Source organism: Burkholderia sp. 4NA327C6 (assembly GCF_005502655.1).
GTDB lineage: Bacteria > Pseudomonadota > Gammaproteobacteria > Burkholderiales > Burkholderiaceae > Burkholderia > Burkholderia contaminans.
This window is the reverse complement of sequence record NZ_SCNZ01000018.1, coordinates 67313-85568: the sequence shown is the minus strand read 5'-3', so window position 1 is coordinate 85568 and position 18256 is coordinate 67313. Positions and strand designations below refer to the sequence as shown.

The window sequence follows — 18256 nt, the reverse complement described above, 5'->3', positions numbered from 1 at the left end:
TTCGACACCGGGCTCGCTACGCTTGGCACTCCTTGCCGAGTTCGAGCATCCCTGACAAGTGCTACGACGAATCGGTTGATGAGCGATGGTTCGACTGGCGAGACGTGTGTCGTCCCGTACCGGTGGATGTGACGCGACTCGATGAGATTTTCGGGGCCGCGCAAACCCGCGCGTCCGGCCGCGCCGTCAATGACGGCCCTTCCCCGAAATGGCAAACGCCCTGAATCCTCAGGGCGCTTCAGGCAGCGTTTCGCGCACGCGCCGGCCAACCGTCCCGGCCGGCGCAGCGCCCCGCTTTCGCTTCGTTACTTCGCCGCGTTCGCGGTCATCTTGAAGATGCCCTGCGCGTTACCGGCATCGAAACGCAGGTCGGTCACCCAGCGGCGCGCCGCCTGGTCGAACGTGCGCTTGCGCGTGATGAACTCGTAGAACGAACCCGGCACGTTGCGCTTCACCGTGCCGCCGTCGCGCGTGCGGAATTCGCGCTCGACGGTGTCCGCGCGATACGCGGTCTGGAACACGCGGCCCGAGCGCGAGCGCTCGACTTCCGGCTTCATCGGCCGGCCCTTCGCCTTCTCGGCGTCGGACAGCTTGAACACGTCGGCAACACGGTCGGTCGCGTGGTTGAACGCGTTGCCTTCGGTCGAGATCCACGCCATTTCCGCCGATTCGAGCAGCAGCGTTTCGTAGTCGAGCTCGTTCGGCAGGTCGTGCTGGCGCGCGAATGCCCCGACGATCTCCGGCAGCAGCGCATGCGCGGCCTCCAGCGACAGCCAGCCTTCGCGCTCGACTTCCCACAGCAGCGCGACGGCCGCCGGCGACAGCGGATCGCGCGACGAGCTCACGACGTTCGTCACGGCCTGCTGGAATTCCTTCGAGAAACGTTCCGGGTGCAGTTCGCTGACGAAGAACTGCGCGATTTCGTCCGGCGCGTCTTCGTGCGCATACGCGCGGCCCGTCATGCCGAGCTTGTCGAGCGGGTAACGGCCGTTCAGGCGGAAGCCGAGCGGACGCAGGATGCGCGTGAACGCGGCCTCGCCCGGCGGCAGCGCGCCCGTGTGCGGCCAGCGCACCGTGCGCAGCGCGCCGTGGTCGAAATACACCGAGCCGCCGCTTTCGATCGTCTCGGCCGTATACGCGCGGCCGTTCGCCGAACGCTCGAGCAGCCCTTCGAACAGCGCCATGTTCATCGCCTGCGCGATTTCCGCGCGCGTCACGACGCCGTCTTCCCACTCTTCGAGGATGGCCGGCATGTTCAGGGTCGAGAACAGGGCGTCGGTCTTCGCCTGTCCCAGCAGCTTCGTCAGCAAGCTCTCGATATTCGGATTGCGCATCTGGATTCTCGTCTCGGGGGACCGCCGGCAAACGTGCCGGCAACTCGTCGGCCGGCCGCCCCACGGGCGCCTGACCTTGCGTGGAGAGCATTATTCAAAGGGTTGCAGCCGGGCGTAAAGCGAGATTAAATTGATATGTGATGAGTTTTTGGAATTATCGGCGGCTCCCCTGCCCAACCGTCCGCCTTGTGCCGTGGCGGCCTGATCGTCAGACGAATCGAACATCATGCGTAAATTCAAGATCCCCAACATGGGCGCGCTCGTGGCTTTCGAAGCCGCCGCCCGCCACGAGAGCTTCACGCACGCGGCCAAGGAGCTGTTCCTGACCGAAAGCGCGGTGTCGCGCCAGATCGCGACGCTCGAAGCGAGCCTCGGCGTGCGGCTGTTCGCCCGCGTAAAGCAGCGCGTCGTGCTGACGCGCGCCGGCAAGCTGTATGGCACACAGGTGCGGCGCGCGCTGGAGGCGCTCGACCGCGACACGCTGTCGATCATCGCGCACGGCAGCGGCGGCGGCTACCTGGAGCTGGCCGTGCTGCCGACCTTCGCGTCGCACTGGCTGATTCCGCGCATCAAGAGCTTCTACGACCGCACGCCCGACGTGCGCGTGAACATGGGCAGCCGCACCGACCTGTTCTCGTTCGAGGACACCCACTTCGAGGCCGCGATCCACTACGGCAAGCCGACCTGGCCCGGCACGTCGTCAGACTACCTGTTCGGCGAGGAAGTCGTGCCGATCTGCTCGCCCGCGCTGCTCGACGGGCCCGTGCACAGCGTCGAGGACCTGCTCGCCTACCCGCTGCTGCACTCGACGACGCGCCCCGGCGCGTGGGCGCAGTGGTTCGAGACGCATGGCGTCGAGGATATCCGCACGATGCAGGGCGTGCGCTACGAGCTGCACACGATGCTGATCAGCGCGGCCGCGGCCGGGCTCGGCATCGCGCTCGTGCCGAAGTTCTTCGTCGAGGAACAGCTGCAGCAGCTCGGGCTGGTGGTGCCGTGCGATGCGGCAACCGTCGGCGATTCCGCGTACTACCTCGTGTATCCGACGGAGCTCAGCCACAGCAAGCCGCTGGAGCTGTTTCGCGGCTGGCTGCTCGAGCAGGCGAGCGCGTATGCATCGCCGGATCCCGATGCGGATGGCGACGATCTGGTGGACGACGAGGACGTCGAGTAACGGCGCGGTCGCGCCAGCCTCATCGCGCGATGGCCTCGCACGCGTATGGCGTCGGCGGGCTGGCCTTCACCACCCTCACCAGCCGTGCGTGATCGGGCTCCTCCAGCCCCGGGCACACGGTTTCAAGATCGCGAATCACGAGCGTCGCGCGCCCGTCGAAGCGGCACACGCCATCGGGTTGCGCCGCCGGCAGCCGCAGACTGCGCCGTGCGTCGCGCTGGTTCGTGAACCGGATCACACCCGCGCGTCGAGAACGGTCGGGCAAGCGCCGCGCCGAAGCGTCGTCCTCGTCGAACCACACGTCCTCCCCGCTCTCTTCGTCGCCGTAATCGACTGTGTAACGACCCGACAGCGTGATCGACCGGCCGACGTGCACCGAATGGCATTCCGGTTCGGCCTCGGCCGGGATCGTCTGCGCGTGCGCCGCGACCGCGCCGCCCGCCAGCCACAACACCGCGCACAGCACGCGGGCGCGGCCGGTCAGGTTCGACACATCAATCGATTGGCGGATCATGGGCAGTGAGGTGCGGGTCATCGTGACGAAGACCCGCATTGTCACCCGGCACATGCATCGCGTGCATTACATGTGCCACTTCACCGTGGCGGTCAGCGTGCGCGGATCGCCGGGCATGTTGTACAGGTCGGCATTGCCGTGCGCGGCGATGAAGTAGCGGCGATTGAACAGGTTGTCGAGCGTGAGCGTCACGTCGACCTTCTTGCTGCGATAGCCGGCGCCCAGGTTGAACACGGTGAACGACGGCAGCGTGACGAGATCGCTCGCCGACGTGTAACGCGCCGACTGGAACTGCATGCCGGCCGCCGCGTAGAAGCCGGCAGGTAGCTCCCGCTTCACCCACAGGTTCGCGCTGTGGCGCGGCATCAGCCCCGGCGTGTTGCTCGATACCGCGACGCCGGCCGCCGTCGATTGCGCCGAGCCGTCGACCGTCCCGTTCAGGTACGCGTAGCCCGCATACACCGACCACTTCGGCGCGATCTCGCCGGTAAAGCCCAGCTCCATCCCGTGCACGTGCTGCGTGCCGATCGGCAGCGCATAGCCGGGGTTCGCCGGGTCGCCGATCTGCTGGTTGGTCTGGCGCATGTCGAACAGCGCGACGCTGGCCGTCGCGTTGCCGCCGAGGTCGAAGCGCGAGCCGACTTCATACGCGGTGGTCTTCTGCGGCGCGAGCGCGGCGCCGTTCGAGAACGCGCCCGAACTGATCAGCGTATCGGCCAGCGGCGAGAACGACTGGCTGAACGAGCCGTACAGCGTCAGCCAGTCGAGCGGTTCGTAGATCAGGCCGACGCGCGGGCTCCACGCGTGATCGGTGCGATCGAGGTTGACGTTCGACGACGTGTAGTCGTGGCGGATCTGGTTCAGGTAGTCGAAGCGCAGCCCCGCGAGCACCTTCCAGTGTTCGGTCAGCGAAATCAGGTCCTGCGCATAGACGCCCGCGAGCCCGACGACGGTCGACGCGTTCGTCTTGGCCCGCGCGCCGGTCGGCACGCCGGGCAGCACCACCTGCTGCGGATTGAACAGATCGTAGGTCGCGACCTTCGACACGCTGTAGATCGTGTCGAACTTCTGCTGCTGCGACAGTTCGAGCCCGTACAGCAGCTCGTGGCGCATGCCGAACAGCGACGTCTTCTGCGTGAGCTCGAACAGGCCGTCGATGCCGTGGTCGGTGCGCTGGCGCGTCGACTGGTCGAGCGTGACGACCGGGTGCGCGGCCGTCTTGATCGGCTCGTACGTCACGTAGTTCTTGCGTTCGAGCGAGAAGTCGTATGCGCGGATCGCGCCACGGAACGACAGCGAATCGTTGAAGCGATGATCGAGCGACACCGTCGCGCTCTTCGCGGAGACGTCGTTGTACGAGCTGTTCGCCGCGTCGGCCGAGCCGTAGAACGTGTTGATCGGCACGTCGACCGGCCGGCCGAGATACGCGGGCAGCCCCTGGTCGGACGTGCGGCGGTCGTGCAGGTAGTCGAATTCGACGTTCAGCACCGTGTTGCTGTCGAGCTTGAACTGCGCGGACGGCGCGATCGCCTGGCGGTTGAGCTGGAACTGGTCGCGGAAGCTGTTCGAGTTTTCGGCCGCGCCGGTGATGCGGAAACGCGCCGCGTCGTTCGCATTCCAGCCAAGGTCGAATTCGCCGCGCCGCTCGCCGCGTGTGCCGAGCGTCACGCCCACGTCGCGCACCGGGTTCGCCTCCGGCCGCTTCAACACGCGATTCACGATGCCGCCTGCCGAGCCGCGCCCGTACAGCACCGCCGCCGGCCCCTTCAGCACTTCGACGTGATCGACGTTCGACAGGTCGCGATAGTAGAGCGCATCGTCGCGGATGCCGTCGACGTACTGGTCCGTGATGCTGTTGAAGCCGCGGATCGTGATCTGGTCGCGCTGGCCGTCGCCGACCGAGAAGCCGACGCCCGGCACGTTGCGCAGCGCGTCCTGCATCGACGTCGCGTTCTGGTCCTCGATCACTGCGTGCGGCACGACGTTCACCGTCTGCGGCACGTCCATCAGCGACATGTCGGTCTTGGTCGCCGCACGCGAGCGGCCGCCGTCGTACAACGCATGTTCGGCGGTCGCCTTGACCGAGATCGCGGGCAAGGTCGCCGCGGCGTCGCTCGCCTGTGCGAAGGAGGTGCGTGCGCCGGCCAGCGACGTGGCGATCAGCAGCGCATGGCAGGCGCTCTTGTTGAGTTTCATCGTTGAAGTAGAGGCTGAGGGAAAACGGCAAACGGAAACGCATCCGGCCAACGCGCGAAACCACACCGTGAATCGGGCTGGCGAAATCCTTTCCGTGAAATGAAGCGGCGCGCGGGGGATCGCCTCGTCGCGCGGGCGAGCCGGTGAACGGCCGGCGCGGGTGGCAGCCGGCCGGCAGGACCGGCACGAAATAAGCCGTGACGCTCAGTCACGGCTCGTAACGGAGCGAAATATTAAACGAGAATGATTCGTGTTTTTAGTTAATTTTTAACGTGTCGCCTGCTCGCAACGTGCAGGCGCCTGGCGCTCCGCATTCCTGACGAATACCTTTCTGTTTCGTCGTTTTACGCGACTCATGCGTAATAAAAACGAAAGCATTCCATCGACCGCATCAGTTGATGAAGGGCCGGCGACAGTCGGGATTCGGGAGACGACGACGAAAGGACTGGAGAGGATCACGAAGCATCCGTCGCAGCGGACGGTGCGCATTCGAAGTCCGGTGCGCGCCGGACCGGGCAACCCCGACCCGGCGCTCCGGGCAGCCGACCTCGCATCGGCAGCGCGGCGGACTTTCTTCCTTTCTTCACTACCTATGCTCTCAGGCTCACTTCATTTTTTTCTTCGCCGCGCCGGGCCATTATCCGCGCAATCCGGCCCAAGGGAAACGTTTGCGAGTGCAATCGGCGTGTTATACCAGGCATTCGGCAACAGTCTTTCCGAATGCTTACGATCGATGCGGCGCGATTCGGCAATTCTTGCATTCGCGCCGGCGTTCCTTTTTAATGGAACTGGTTCCAGTCGTTGAATCGGCCAGGGTCATGCGTGACGCGACGTCGTCCGCGCGTCATGATGCCGATTCAGGATCGAGGATCTCCCCGCTCAGGATTCGCATCGCCCGTCCTTCCCGGACACCCCGTCAAACGAGACCGTCATGCCCGATTCCGCCTCCCTGCAGCAGCTGTTTCCCGCCTTTCAGGACATCCCCGCCGAGTACCGGCTCGCTTCGCCGATTCACCAGCGCGTGTCGCTCGTCGACGGCGCGTTACGGCCGTGGGACGGCGCGACCAAGACCGTGCTGTCGCCCGTGTGCGTGCGACAGGCGGACGGCAGCGTCGAGCAGGTCGAGATCGGCAGCTACCCGGTGATGGGCGAAACGGAAAGCGACGCGGCGCTCGACGCCGCGGTGCGCGCGTACGACGCCGGCCGCGGCGAGTGGCCGACGATGAAGGTCGAGCAGCGCATCGCGTGCATGCAGGATTTCATCAAGCGGATGGTCGCGCAGCGTGAGCTGGTGGTGAACCTGATCATGTGGGAAATCGGCAAGAGCCTCGCCGATTCGCAGAAGGAGTTCGACCGCACCGTCACGTACATGACGCAGACGATCGACGCGCTGAAGGAGCTCGACAACGCGAATTCGCGCTTCGTGATCGCCGAAGGCACGATCGGCCAGATCCGCCGCACGCCGCTCGGTGTCGTGCTGTGCATGGGCCCGTACAACTATCCGCTGAACGAAACCTTCGCGACGCTGATCCCCGCGCTGCTGATGGGCAATACCGTGGTGTTCAAGCCGCCCCAGTACGGCACGCTGCTGTTCGAGCCGCTGCTCGAAGCGTTCCGCGACGCGTTTCCGAAGGGCGTGATCAACACGATCTACGCGCCGGGCGCGGTGGTCGTGCCGCACATGCTCGCGTCGGGCAAGATCAACGTGCTCGCGCTGATCGGGTCGAGCAAGGTGGCCGACCACCTGAAGAAGCAGCACCCGAAATCGCACCGGCTGCGCGCGATCCTCGGCCTCGACGCGAAGAACGCGGCGATCGTGCTGCCCGACGCCGATCTCGACCTCACCGTGAAGGAGTGCCTGCTCGGCGCGCTGTCGTTCAACGGCCAGCGCTGCACCGCGCTGAAGATGCTGCTCGTGCACCGCTCGATCGTCGACGAATTCCTGAAGCGCTTCACCGCCGCGCTCGAGCAGCTGAAGATCGGCATGCCGTGGGAGAAAGGCGTCAGCATCACGCCGCTGCCGGGCATGCATCGCACGGCGTACATGACGGACGCGATCGACGATGCGAAAGCCAAGGGCGCGCAGGTCGTCAATCATTCGGGCGGCGAGTTCAGCAAGACGCTGTTCTATCCGGCCGTCGTGTACCCGGTGTCGGAAGGGATGAAGCTGTACCGCGAGGAACAGTTCGGGCCGATCATTCCGGTCGCGACGTTCGACGACGTGGACACCGCGCTCGACTACGTGACGACGTCGGATCATGGCCAGCAGGTCAGCATCTTCGGTTCCGACCCGGCGCAGATCGGCGCGCTGGTCGACCCGCTCGTCAACCAGGTGTGCCGCGTGAACATCAACTGCCAGTGTCAGCGCGGGCCGGACGTGTTCCCGTTCGCGGGGCGCAAGGATTCGGCGGAAGGCACGCTGTCGGTGAGCGACGCGCTGCGCGCGTTCTCGATCCGCTCGATGGTCGCGGCGAAGCAGACCGAAGGCAGCAAGCAGCTGCTCGATTCGATCGTGTCGGATCACTACTCGAAGTTCATCAATACGGGCTTCATTTTCTGAAGCGGCGGACATCCCGCCCGGATCACGCGCGGGATGTCCGCCTCGGATACGCTTGAACCGCTCACCTTGCGAGCGCGGCCAGCACGTTCGCTCGGTAGCTCATGTCCTTTTCACGAATCTCGAGCACCCCGCGGGTGACGTCGATGTTCGTATATAGCTCGGCATAGCGCGATTCGGGGCCGTCGGCAAAGAAGAAGACTTTCGCCTGCATCGGGTATGTGCCGACCTCGCTGAGGTTACCGCGCAGCACGACGACGTCGCCGTACGCGCGTGCCGCGAATTTCGCCGACGGCAGCGGCTGCCCGTACAGCGTCGACAGTGCGCCCAGTAACGCATCGCTTTCGGCGCCGATCGACTGATAGGCGATTCCGCTGCGCGAGCCTTCGCGCGCACCGAACACCACTTTGACGCCCACCGTCTTGCCCTGATAGACACCGCGCGCCAGCACCGAACATTGATTGCGGTCGTCGCATTCGATCGACCGGACTGCGAGACGGATGTCAGCAAAATCGCGTAGCACGGGCCCCTTGGCCGCGGATATTTCGGGCAACGCCGGCTCGCGCGCAACACCGGCAGTTGCAAGGGAAACGAACAACCCCGCGCCCAGCAGGCGCAGGACGTTGGTGCGGAATGGGCTCACTTCAAAGGCTCTCGTTCAGATGTTCCAGGGCAGCGTCGAGCCTGCGCCCCGAGGCCGATCAACCGGCAACGCATGGATCCGGTTACGCGTACCCGTCGGCGCCGGCACCATGCCGATTCTCCAGATCCCGATGGAACGGCTCATGTTCCCCTCCGCGGCAATCGCTCACCCGCAAGACATTCGCACACGCTACACGTTCGACACCAGCAACCGGATCCCCGCCACGCCGAACACGACGGCGAGACACGCTTCCATCGCACGCCGGCCGCGCACGTACAGCCGGCGCGCGCCGTCCATCGAGAACACGAGCGCGTAGCCGCCGAACACCAGGCACCCGATCACGAGGCAGCCCGGCACGACGGCGCCGTGCGACGCGCCCGCACCGTTCGACGACAGCGCGACGATCGACACCCACACGAGGATCGCTTTCGGATTGGTCAGGTGCAGCATCGCGCCGCGCACATAGAAGCGCGACAGCCGCTGCTCGCCCGCCGCGTTCAGCGATGCCGCCGCCTTGCCCGACCACGCCGTGCGCCCCGACTTGAACGCGAGCCACAGCAGGTACAGCCCGCCGAACAACTTGATCGCGACCAGCAGTTTCGACCACGCGAGCAGCGCGGCCGACACGCCGAGCGCCGCCACCGTCGCCCAGCACATCGACCCGGAAATGACGCCCAGCGCGAACGCGAGCGCCGCCTTGCGGCCCTGGTTCGCGGCGACCGACATGATCGCGAGATTGCTCGGCCCGGGGCTGGCCGTCCCGATGAAATAAGCCGTGTAGGCCAGCATCAGGTTGGCCGAGAAGAAGGCGTGGACGCTCATGTCGAACCTCGCAGGGATGATCCTGGGATTGTTGGCAAACGCGCGCCGTCTGCCCATGGACAATTGACCGACAATTCGCTGGGCCAGTTGGACGAGGCGCGCCGCCGGATCGCCGCGCGCCAATCCGTCTCGGATTTGAAACATCCAGCACATTCGCCGGTAGCGTCCGCCGCCCCGGGGCGAACCTCCTGTCGCACCGCGTCCGGCCTGCCGAACGCCCGGCAAGCGCAGGCGGAATGCGCGGGCCGCCGCGGGTCGCGGGATTCGCGCGGTTCGCCGCGCAAACGCGTCACGAGATTTAAACGGGCGTTACGTTACATCCGTGAAGCATTTCGCCTCGGCGAGCCGTTCCCTGACCCTCACATGCATCGCGCCGCGCGTGTAGATGTCCTCCTCGATCCCCTCCGCAACCCAGTACCGGCGGGACTCGCCACCTGCGCCACAGCGCATCTCAACAATACTCAACAATCGTCTCGCGCCGCTGGTACGAAACCTGCATCCCGTTCGGGTAACCGCCGCGCCGATCACCGCGCGGACACGAACCCACCGTCGGGCGCATCCAGCGGACACGCCCGAACGATCCGAGCAAGTAACGAGGCCCTTCATGGATATGCTGCCCAATTCGTCCGACACGTCGTTCCAGCTCTTTCTCGCGAAGCTGCTCGAACAGCCGTTGCCCGACTGGACCGAAAAACAGCAGATGGAACTCGAGATGGCACGCTCGTTGTCCACCGAAATGGTTCACCTCGCGGAGGACATGCGCGGCCGCACGCCCGATCTCGCGCGCTGCCTCGTGCTGCTCCGCTACGCGAAGGTGCTCGACTTCATGCTGACGTCGCTCGCAGCGCACCGCGACATTCATCCGCAGACGCTGCGCACGCTGTTCCGGCTCGCGAACCTGAAAGTGGACGATGCGTATCCGGCCTGAGCCGACGCAATGCTCCGGTTGCCGCTGGCCTCACGCGCGGCCACGGCGGCCTTTCCCGATTCGCGGCACGCGCATGCCCGATGACCTCGCCGCATGATCCCCAGGAACCGCACATCCCGACTGGCCGGCACGCTCGGCGTGTTCGTGAAACGCTGCGGCCGCAACGCGCGGAAGCCGCTCGCCCCGAACGATCGCCGCTACGATCACGACGTCGAGCGGACGATGCGGTGCTTGTCGCCGGCCGACCTGTCCGATCTGCTGGCCAACGATGACGGCCACGCCGACGACGCAGAGGCCAAGGCCGGCTTCGCCGATGTGAGACCCACGCCGTGACCGCTGTCGACTTCGACCAGATCTGGCCGGCCATCTGCGAAACCCCTGCCTGGTCCGTGACGAAAGGCCAGGGCAGCTTTCTCACGTTCGAATTCGGGCAACCCGTGCTGCATATCAGGGAGCCGCTCGCCGGCTCGCCCGGCCTGTCCGCGACCGCGCGGGACAGGCTCGCGTCGCGGCACGTGACGGTGGCCGGCAACGGGCACCTGTGGATCTGCTACTGCCATTGGTCGATCACGCTCGACGGTCTCGAACTCGCGCACAGCGAATCCCGATCCGGCGACATCGCAGCCGCCGCGCAACGGCTCGACGGGCAGATCCTGCAATCGGTCACGCCGTATGCCCAGCCCGGTTCGTGGGCGTTCGCTTTCGACCTCGGCGGCAAGCTGACGACCTGGCCGTACGGCGACGACCCGGCCGACGAACAGTGGCATCTGTACGACCGGCGCTCGGGCAACGTGCTGACCGCCCGCGCGGACGGCAGCTGGTCGTATGGCCCGGCGAACGCGCCGCCCGGCAGCGGATCGTCCGGTTCCGAATAGCCGCCCGCGTGCTTTCGTCCGCTTCCGGCAGCACGCCGGGCTGATGCCGTGCATCAGCGTGGCGGACGGCCCCGCGCCGCAAACGGAGGTACAATCGCGCGCCATGAACGCACTTCGCCACTTCCTGCTCCGGCAAGGCGTCGCGCGACAGCTTCTGTGGGGGGTCCTCCTCGTGACGCTGCTGTCCCGCGCGCTGATGTCGGGCGCCGTGATGCTCGATCCGGACGGTCCGGATGCGGGCTCGGTGGTGCTGTGTTCGGGCCGCGGCCCGCTGATCGTCGACGTGGCGGCACTGGCTGCGCGTTTCGATGCCGGCGCGCCGATCACACCGGCCAACGATGCGCTCGCGCTCGCCGATGCGCTCAAGCATGACGGGCATGCCGACAACACGGCGTCGTCCGGCAGCGGCGACAGCCTGTGCGCATTCGGCGCCGCGCTGTTCACCGCGTTGGCGTCGTTCGTGCTGCTGGTGCTGCTGTTTCCCGCCGCCGCGCCACGGCGCTTCCGGATTCACGTCGACCGTATTCCGGTCGTGCGATCGATCTTCGACGATCGCCCACCCTCCCGCGCACCTCCGCAGTTCTGCTGACGGTTCCGCCCCGCGGCTCGTGCACGTCGACGTGCGCGGGCCCGCATGCCGTTCGTCTCACACGACCTGATTCAAGCGTTCACCCGCCTGCCCGCCTCGCGCGGGCGACGCCGTCATGCGCCTCGCACGCGCATGGCGCCGCGCCGCCCGTTCCGTCGCTGCGCGCAGGCGGGCGCAACGCGCGTTGACGCCTGCCGGCCCGCGCCGGCGCGGCCGCTCAACGAACCCGAGGAGCTGACACCATGTCGACCACCGTCGAACGGGCAATCTCGCCCGCCCAATCCGCCCACGCCGGCTACCGGACGCTCTGGCGCTGGCACTTCTATGCCGGCCTGTTCGTCATGCCGTTCCTGGTGGTCCTCGCGATCACCGGCACGCTCTATTGCTTCCAGCCGCAGATCGAGCCGCTGCTGTATCCGCACCGGCTCGTCGTCGAGCCGCGCGCCACGCCGCGGCTCGATGCCGACACACTGCTCGCGAATGCGCGTACCGCGATGCCGGCCGGCGCGACGCCGGTGTCCGTCCAGGTCTCGACCGCACCTGACCGCAGCGCCGAATACGTGTTCCGGCTGCGCGACGGCAGCCGCGAGAGCGTGTACGTGAACCCGTACGACGGCAGCGTGCTCGGCACGCTGAGCGTCGAGAACCGCTTCATGCAGATCGACCGGATGCTGCATCGCAAGCTGCTGCTCGGCAAGACGGGCGAGTTGCTGATGGAGCTCGCCGCGTGCTGGACCTTCGTGATGATCGGCACCGGCATCGCGCTGTGGTGGCCGCGCGGCGCGACACGCGTCGGGCAGGCACTGCGCCCCGACCTGTCGCTGCGCGGCCGGCCGCTGTGGAAAAACCTCCACGCGACGGCCGGCATCTGGCTCGCGGCCGGCACGGTCGCGTTCATCCTGACGGGGCTGCCGTGGTCGGGCTCGTGGGGCAAGAACTTCAAGGCGCTGGCCGCCACCGTGAACCTCGGCGCGCCGGAAGGCGCATGGGGCGGCGCGTCGGTACGCTCGACGCGCCCCGGTGCCGCCGCGGCGCCCGCGCCTGCCGAGCCTGGCGCACCGTCCGGCCATCACCACGAATCCGGCGAGTCGATGCCGGGGATGGTGATGGACGACTTGCCGTTGCCGCAAACGCCGTGGGCAGTCGGCAGCGTGCCCGTCCCGCACTCGCCGTCGGCACCGACGCCGGCACCGCTGCCGCTGGCCCGCGCGATCGCGATCGTCGCCGGCCTCGGCGTGACGAGCGGCTACACGCTCGCGCTGCCGTCCGGCGCGGATGGCGTGTACACCGCGTCGTACTTCCCGGACGACCCGAAAGCCGAGCGGACGATCTACCTCGACCAGTACAGCGGGGCCGTGCTGAAGGACATCCGCTATGACGACTACGGCGCGGTATCGCGCGCCGTGTCGTACGGCACGTCGCTGCACATGGGCCGCTATTTCGGGCTCGCGAACCAGATCGTCTGCGCGGTGCTGTCGCTCGGGCTGGCCGCGATGGCCGTCACCGGCACCGTGATGTGGTGGAAGCGCCGTCCGGCTCGCAAGTTGGGCGCGCCGTCGCGCGAACGCGGCACGCCGCCGATGCGCGGCTGGATCGCGGGGCTCGTGCTGCTCGGCGTCGTCTTCCCGCTGATGGGCGCGACGATCGTCGCGGTCTGGTTGATCGACCGTCTGCTGTTCGGCCGTGCGGCACGCGCAGCGGCCTGATTCATCGCGCGCCGGCATACGCCGCGCGACGACGCGACACACCCGGGCCACCGCGTGGCTCGGGTTGTTCGCGCTCGTGCTCGCGCTCGTCGCGCCGCTGATCTCGCAACTGCGCGCGGCCGCTCCCCATGACGGCCTGCCGGCCTCGCCGATCTGCTCGGCAACCGGCAACACGCTCGTGGCGCACGCGGAACCGGATGCGCCGTCCGATGCTCGATCCGCCGGTCATTTCGACCGCTGCGGTTATTGCGGCCTGCTTGCCGGCCATCCGCCGCTGCAATACGCGGTGTTGCTCTCCGCTTCCCCGGCCGTGCGGCATGCGCCGCCCGAGCCGCTGATCCCCTCTGCCTGCCATCCGCCGAAGCGCTACGCGCACGCCGCGCGCGGGCCGCCTTCCGCCCGCGCCTGACGCTCTTCGCGACCCGCGCCGCCGCACACCGCGCGGCGCCGTCCGCTTCGCCTGCCCGCCCTGCCGGTGCCCGATGCCGAACCCGCGCGCGTGACCACGCGCGGCGGCCGGCGCCGTGCATGGTGCGCATCGTGTCCGACTCATCATCGTCACCATCACCTTACGTACAACGACATGTTTACCCCGACCCGTATTGCCGTCGCGCTGTCCGGCGCGTGCTCCGTGCTCTTCACGTCGGCCGCGTGCGCACAGGCCATCGCTGCGCCGACCGACTCGCCGGCCGCGTCGACACTGCCCGCGATCCACGTCAACGCAACCCGCGAGATGGACTCGCTGACATCGAAATCGACCGACAGCCTGAAGCGCACGCTCGAGCAGACGGTCGGCTCGGTGGGCTTCGTCGATGCCGACAGCTACCGGAATACCTATGCGTTCACGCTCCGCGACGTGCTGAAGGATGTGCCCGGCGTGTTCGTCGAGAACCGCTACGGCCAGGAGCTGCGGCTGTCGATTCGCGGCTCGGGGATCGCCCGCTCGTACCACACGCGCGGCCTCGAAATCCTGCAGGACGGCATCCCGACCAACCTCGCGGACGGCAGCGGCGACTACTACCAGATCGATCCGCTCGCGCTGCAGGCGGTGCAGGTCTACAAGGGCGGCAACGGCCTCGCGTACGGGGCGTCGACACTCGGCGGCGCGATCGACTTCATCACGCCGACCGCCCATACCGCCGACGCGCCGAACATCCTGCGCGTGGAAGGCGGCAGCTACGGCACGGTGCGCACCAGCGCGCAGATCTCGCGCGTGCTCGGCCCGCTCGACTTCCTTGCGAACTTCAGCGTCAATCACGCGGACGGCTATCGCGATCATTCGAAGGGGCAATACGAGCAGTTCAACGCGAACGTCGGCTACCGGTTCAGCCCGACGGTCGAGACGCGCTTCTACGTCGGCGTGTACGTCGTCGACCAGTTGCTGCCCGGCACGCTGTCGCTGTCCGACGCGCTGAACAATCCGACCAAGGCCGCGCCGAACGCGATATCGGGCGACCAGGCGCGCAACACGCGCACCGAGCGGATCGCGAACCGCACGACGGTGAAACTCGATTCGGGCGAACTGCAGTTCGACACGTGGGCGATCCACAAGAGCCTCTATCACCCGATCTTCCAGGCGCTCGACCAGGACGGCTGGACCTACGGCTTCGCACCGCGCTACACGGGCCACCTGACGCTCGGCGGAATGCGCAACGACCTGATCGTCGGCGCGCGCTTCTTCGGCGGCCGCACGCAGGCGAACCAGTACGTGAACGTCAACGGCAACAAGGGCGCGCAGACGCTCGACTCGACGCAGACGGCGTTCAACTACGAGGCGTACGTCGAGAACCGGCTGTTCTTCGTGCCGACCGTCGCGCTGATGACGGGCGTGAAGGTGCTGCACTCGGTGCGCGAGTACATCGACAACGGCGGGCTGCCGCGCAACCCGAACTACAAGTCGACGAACGCGAGCTACAGCGGCGTCAATCCGAAGCTCGGGCTGATGTGGCAGCCGGATGCGCACACCCAGGCCTACGTCGACATCACGCGCAGCCAGGACGTGCCCGACTTCAGCGACCTCACGCAGACCTTCTCGAACACGACGCGCTTCACGCCGCTCGCGGCGCAGCACGCGTGGACGATCGAGTTCGGCACGCGCGGCTCGCGCGAGCGCGTGAGCTGGGACGTAACCGCCTATCGCTCGCTCGTGCGCGACCAGTTGCTGCAGTACACGACGAACCCGGATGTCCCGGCATCGACGTTCAATGCGAACAAGACGGTGCTGCAAGGGATCGAGGCCGGCGCGTCGGTCGAGTTGCTGCGCAACGTCACCGGGCGCGGCGTGGGCGACAAGGTCACGCTGTCGGGCATCTGGAACCTGAACGACTTCCGCTTCAAGAACGACCCGCAGTACGGCAACAACCGGATCGCCGGCGTGCCGCTGAACGTGCTGCGCGCGACGCTGGGTTACGCGCGGCCGAACGGCTTCCACATCGCGGCGACGCTCGACTGGGTGCCGTCGGGCGCGTGGGCCGACGATGCGAACACGCTGCGCGTGCCGAGCTACACGCTGCTCGGGCTGCAGGCCGGCTACGACTTCCGCAATGGCCTCTCGCTGTTCGTCGACGCGCGCAACCTGACCAACAAGCGCTATGTGAGCGACATCAGTACGGTCGCGAATGCGCGCACCGCGAACACCGCGATCTTCTATCCGGGCGAAGGGCGCAGCGTGTTCGCCGGCATGCGGTACGCGTTCTGATGCGCCGCCTTTCACGCAACACCGCATTGAACAGATTCAAAGGAAATCGAAACATGAAGTTCGGATTGATGCTGCCTGCCGCCGTTCTCGCGGCGTTCGCGCCCGCGGGCCACGCACAGGAAAGCGATGCCGCGAGCGCCGGCGCCACGCTTGCGCCGATTCGCGTCAATGCCCGGAAGGCGACGCCGCTCACGCAGCCGCTCGACACCGGCAGCCGTCTCGGCCTGACGTCGCTGGAGACGCCCGCGAGCGTAGAGCAGATCGATCGCAAGACGCTCGACACGCGTGGCGACAGCGCGATCGTCGATGCGGTGAGCCGCGCCGCCGGCATCAGCGCATCGCCGCATCCGGGCAACGGCGGCTCGGAGCTCGGCGCGCGCGGCTTCGTCGGCGCGTCGTCGGTCACGCAGCTCTACGACGGCGTGCGCCCGTACGGCGCGATCGGCGTCACGTTTCCGTTCGACACGTGGTCGGTCGACCATATCGACGTGCTGCGCGGCCCGGCGTCGGTGATCTACGGCGAAGGCGCGATCGGCGGCGTCGTCAACATCGTGCCGAAGAAGCCGACGCGCGGTGCGATCCAGAACGAGCTGCAGGCTGGCGGCGGCACCGAGGGCACCGCGCGGGTCGCGTTCGGCAGCGGCGGCGCGATCAACGACAAGCTGTCGTACCGCTTCGACGTCAGCGGCAATCGTTCGTCGAACTGGATCGACCGCGGCAATTCGCGCAACCTGTCGATCTCCGGCGCATTGCGCTACGACGTGACGTCCGACCTGTATGTGACCGCATCGTACGCGCAGGGCTTCCAGCATCCGATGCAGTATTTCGGCGCGCCGCTCGTGAACGGCGCGCGCGATCGCGCGCTCGACAAGAAGAACTACAACGTCGGCGACAGCGACATCGCGTTTCGCGACAGCTGGGCGACGGTGTCGGCGAACTGGCAGCCGAGCGACAGCCTGAACGTGACGAGCACGCTGTACCGGATGAAGAGCAACCGTCACTGGAAAGACGCCGAGTACTACACGTACCTGCCGTCGACCGCGCAAGTGCGGCGCAGCAGCTTCACGGAAATCTTCCACGACCAGGAGCAATACGGCAACGTGACGGCGGCCACCGTGACCACCGCGCTGCTCGGGATGCGCAACACGTTCTCGACGGGCTTCGAGTTCAATCACACGACGTTCCAGCACGACAACAACTCGCCGTATTCGGGCACGTCGACGGTCGATCCGTTCAACTTTGATCCGGGCAGCTTCATCAACACAGCCGGCACCTATCCGAAATACCGCAGCCAGGCGAACCAGTACGCGCTGTTCGCCGAGAACCGGCTGGAAATCACGTCGCGCTGGTCGGTGATCGGCGGGCTGCGCTACGACCATGCGAGCGTGAACCGCGACGATCTCGTGAACGGCGGCGCGTTCGCGAAGGTGTTCGCGAACACGGGCTGGCGCATCGGCACCGTGTACGACGTGCAGCCCGGCCTCGCCGTGTACGGCCAGTACTCGGTCGCGGCCGATCCGATCACCTCGCTGCTGTCGCTGAATGCGTCGAAGGCGAACTTCACGCTCGCGACCGGCCGGCAGATCGAGATCGGCGTGAAGCAGTCGTTCCTCGGCGGCAAGGCGGAATGGACGCTGGCCGCGTACCGGATCGTCAAGAGCAATCTGCTGACCGCCGATCCGCTGAACCCGAACCAGTCGATCCAGATCGGCCAGCAGTCGTCGCGCGGGCTCGAGGCGACGGTCGGGGCAGAGATCGCGAAGGACTGGCGCGTCGACGCGAACGTGTCGATCCTGCGCGCGAAATACGACGACTTCCAGCAGACGTCCGGCGGCACGACCGTCTCGCGCGCGGGCAACGTGCCGGTGTCGGTGCCGCAACGGCTCGCGAACCTGTGGGTGAGCTGGCGCTTCGCGCCGGACTGGACGAGTATCGCGGGCGTCAAGTATGTCGGCAAGCGTTTCGCCGACACCGCGAACCAGCTCGTGATGCCGTCGTACACCACGGTCGATCTCGGCCTCGCGTGGAAGCCCCGCAAGGACACGACGATCACCGCGCGCGCGTACAACGTGTTCAACCGGCGCTTCGTGCAGTCCGCGTACTACAACGAAACGCAGTACCTGCTCGGCAACGACCGACGGCTCGAAGTGGTGGCGAACTACCGGTTCTGACGCGGCGCGATGCGGTGCGCCGCGCCCGACGCCGGCACGTATGCATTGC

At 67.0% G+C, this 18256-nt stretch carries 17 protein-coding genes; 11 read left to right on the top strand and 6 right to left on the bottom strand.

Annotated elements, in window-relative coordinates; translation table 11 throughout:
• Positions 1 to 305: 305 nt before the first annotated feature.
• Positions 306 to 1334 (bottom strand): DUF1338 domain-containing protein, encoded by a 1029-nt coding sequence (locus tag FFS49_RS19760; protein ID WP_039354228.1) that lies wholly within the window; start codon positions 1332 to 1334, stop codon positions 306 to 308.
• A gap of 226 nt (positions 1335 to 1560) precedes the next feature.
• Here FFS49_RS19760 and FFS49_RS19755 point away from each other — a divergent pair, with 226 nt between their 5' ends.
• The gene (locus FFS49_RS19755) at positions 1561 to 2508 is read left to right on the top strand and encodes a LysR family transcriptional regulator (protein WP_071333199.1); all 948 of its coding nucleotides are present in this window, start codon (positions 1561 to 1563) and stop codon (positions 2506 to 2508) included.
• Positions 2509 to 2527: 19 nt separating this feature from the next.
• Here the strand turns inward: FFS49_RS19755 and FFS49_RS19750 are convergent, their stop codons facing one another.
• Positions 2528 to 3061 (bottom strand): hypothetical protein, encoded by a 534-nt coding sequence (locus FFS49_RS19750; RefSeq protein ID WP_224755716.1) that lies wholly within the window; start codon positions 3059 to 3061, stop codon positions 2528 to 2530.
• A gap of 27 nt (positions 3062 to 3088) precedes the next feature.
• On the bottom strand, positions 3089 to 5218 hold the full coding sequence (locus FFS49_RS19745) for a TonB-dependent siderophore receptor (RefSeq protein ID WP_105817323.1): 2130 nt from the start codon (positions 5216 to 5218) through the stop codon (positions 3089 to 3091).
• A 355-nt stretch (positions 5219 to 5573) separates the two neighbouring features.
• Here FFS49_RS19745 and FFS49_RS42400 point away from each other — a divergent pair, with 355 nt between their 5' ends.
• Both FFS49_RS42400 and FFS49_RS19735 read left to right on the top strand, forming a co-directional pair.
• Positions 5574 to 6023, top strand: coding sequence for a hypothetical protein (locus tag FFS49_RS42400; protein ID WP_137909805.1), 450 nt, complete (start codon positions 5574 to 5576; stop codon positions 6021 to 6023).
• Positions 6024 to 6149: 126 nt separating this feature from the next.
• A complete protein-coding gene (locus FFS49_RS19735) occupies positions 6150 to 7778 on the top strand; it encodes an NADP-dependent glyceraldehyde-3-phosphate dehydrogenase (RefSeq protein ID WP_105817324.1) in 1629 nt (542 codons plus the stop codon).
• Between the two features lie 61 nt (positions 7779 to 7839).
• On the opposite strand, the gene FFS49_RS19730 is transcribed toward FFS49_RS19735, so the two are convergent.
• Genes FFS49_RS19730 through FFS49_RS19725 form a run of 3 tightly spaced genes read right to left on the bottom strand, consistent with a single transcriptional unit; the run spans position 7840 to position 9240 of the window.
• On the bottom strand, positions 7840 to 8418 hold the full coding sequence (locus FFS49_RS19730) for a hypothetical protein (protein WP_135370727.1): 579 nt from the start codon (positions 8416 to 8418) through the stop codon (positions 7840 to 7842).
• 15 nt (positions 8419 to 8433) lie between these two features.
• Positions 8434 to 8562, bottom strand: coding sequence for a hypothetical protein (locus FFS49_RS42950; protein WP_258181725.1), 129 nt, complete (start codon positions 8560 to 8562; stop codon positions 8434 to 8436).
• A 45-nt stretch (positions 8563 to 8607) separates the two neighbouring features.
• Positions 8608 to 9240 carry a LysE family translocator gene (locus tag FFS49_RS19725; RefSeq protein WP_039354655.1) on the bottom strand — a complete coding sequence of 211 codons (633 nt, stop codon included), beginning with the start codon at positions 9238 to 9240 and terminating at the stop codon, positions 8608 to 8610.
• A 604-nt stretch (positions 9241 to 9844) separates the two neighbouring features.
• Between FFS49_RS19725 and FFS49_RS19720 the strand changes: the two genes are divergently transcribed.
• The 8 genes from FFS49_RS19720 (at position 9845) to FFS49_RS19685 (ending at position 18207) form a co-directional block, all read left to right on the top strand.
• A complete protein-coding gene (locus FFS49_RS19720; RefSeq protein ID WP_039354216.1) occupies positions 9845 to 10168 on the top strand; it encodes a hypothetical protein in 324 nt (107 codons plus the stop codon).
• Positions 10169 to 10261: 93 nt separating this feature from the next.
• Positions 10262 to 10501, top strand: a complete 240-nt coding sequence (locus tag FFS49_RS19715) for a hypothetical protein (RefSeq protein WP_105817325.1) — start codon at positions 10262 to 10264, stop codon at positions 10499 to 10501.
• Complete coding sequence (locus FFS49_RS19710) at positions 10498 to 11043, top strand: hypothetical protein (RefSeq protein ID WP_071333203.1); 546 nt, start codon at positions 10498 to 10500, stop codon at positions 11041 to 11043. Before FFS49_RS19715 ends, FFS49_RS19710 begins: the two co-directional genes overlap by 4 nt.
• Before the next feature lie 103 nt (positions 11044 to 11146).
• Positions 11147 to 11632, top strand: a complete 486-nt coding sequence (locus FFS49_RS19705) for a hypothetical protein (RefSeq protein ID WP_071333700.1) — start codon at positions 11147 to 11149, stop codon at positions 11630 to 11632.
• A 242-nt stretch (positions 11633 to 11874) separates the two neighbouring features.
• On the top strand, positions 11875 to 13338 hold the full coding sequence (locus FFS49_RS19700) for a PepSY domain-containing protein (RefSeq protein WP_105817326.1): 1464 nt from the start codon (positions 11875 to 11877) through the stop codon (positions 13336 to 13338).
• Positions 13339 to 13402: 64 nt separating this feature from the next.
• Positions 13403 to 13747, top strand: coding sequence for a DUF2946 domain-containing protein (locus FFS49_RS19695; RefSeq protein ID WP_171026793.1), 345 nt, complete (start codon positions 13403 to 13405; stop codon positions 13745 to 13747).
• A 174-nt stretch (positions 13748 to 13921) separates the two neighbouring features.
• A complete protein-coding gene (locus FFS49_RS19690; protein WP_105817328.1) occupies positions 13922 to 16036 on the top strand; it encodes a TonB-dependent receptor in 2115 nt (704 codons plus the stop codon).
• Between the two features lie 53 nt (positions 16037 to 16089).
• Positions 16090 to 18207 (top strand): TonB-dependent receptor, encoded by a 2118-nt coding sequence (locus FFS49_RS19685; protein WP_105817329.1) that lies wholly within the window; start codon positions 16090 to 16092, stop codon positions 18205 to 18207.
• Positions 18208 to 18256 lie beyond the last annotated feature (49 nt).